Origin of the sequence: Tepidibacter mesophilus (assembly GCF_002724055.1) — a bacterium.
Lineage (GTDB): Bacteria > Bacillota > Clostridia > Peptostreptococcales > Peptostreptococcaceae > Tepidibacter_A > Tepidibacter_A mesophilus.
This window is the reverse complement of record NZ_BDQY01000062.1, coordinates 1-1,206: the sequence shown is the minus strand read 5'-3', so window position 1 is coordinate 1,206 and position 1,206 is coordinate 1. Positions and strand designations below refer to the sequence as shown.

Annotated in this window: 1 protein-coding gene; it reads left to right on the top strand. The window is 25.1% G+C overall.

All coding sequences use genetic code 11. The features are described from left to right. Positions 1 to 920: 920 nt before the first annotated feature. Positions 921 to 1,052, top strand: a complete 132-nt coding sequence (locus tag Tmeso_RS17030; RefSeq protein WP_278281509.1) for a hypothetical protein — start codon at positions 921 to 923, stop codon at positions 1,050 to 1,052. Positions 1,053 to 1,206: the final 154 nt, after the last annotated feature.

Genomic DNA, 1,206 nt, shown 5'->3' with positions numbered 1-1,206 from the left:
ATTGGTTGAAAACCTATACTTGCAACTATTTTTAAGCAACGGAGCCCGTTAGGGATCGTTGGCGACATGAGTCACCGCGTAGCGAGTAGACGAATTTTTTATTTTTTGTATAGTGGTTAATCGAAAATGGTGCTTATTTAAATACGGTGAATGTGTTAAATGTTTCGATAGAACTAAGTATTGTATCTTATTAAATATACTAAAACTTCTTAAACTCGATTAGGTTCAGACATAAGAAGTTTTTAACGTATATTTAAACGGTCTAATGCAAGTTCTATACACGAAATATTTAAATCATTCACTAACATTTTAATAAGCACCATTTTTAGTATATAAATCTATAGATAAAGTTATCTACTATACTTTTTTAACCGGATAAAGTTCTAAAGTCTATTTTTTTGATGATATTACGAAAATCATTAATGTCAAAAGTATCTCTAGAGTAGAATATAAGATTATTGTGATATATTGAGAATAATCTTATTAGATATCCATAATCATTGATCTCTTTCCAAACTTCTTAAAAATCCTTATCGCGCCCATAATTTTGAAAATCATCTATAATAAAAAGATTTATTTCACTTTCTTGCTTTAACTCATTCATTCAAGAGTTATTATAGTGATTATTTAATTTTATAATCATAAATTGTACCCCATATAATATAAAAAATTTATAAGTTATATAGAAGTTGTATAAATAAAATATAACCTTTAGTTGCAGATAATTTCTTCGATATATTGAGTCAAACTTACTTTTATAAAATAAATTTTTCCTAACATAGTATAATAGAATCAATAATTGAGTAGAATTTATAGTAAAGAGGATTTATTTTTATAACAAAAACTTTCAAAATAAAGAAGGAAATAAAGATAAAAAAATAGAAATATAAGAATACATATTGAATATGGGATGTGATAAAATGAAAAATAAAAAAATATTATATTTTAATCAATATATGCATAAGATAGATAAAGACGAAAAACAAAGAAAAGAATTAGTAAATCTTATAAAAAAGATAGCAAACAATTTAAGTAAAGAGAATGCATTATAAAGGAGCTTATAGCTCCTTTATATATTTTTGTATAAGGAATACCACGGGTTATACCCGTGGTTCAAAAAAGCTTATAGCTATGAGTAGAAAAAAATAGAACCTCCAATGTAAAATGGAATTAGGTTTGCCGACCAAAACCATTACAAAGGAGGTT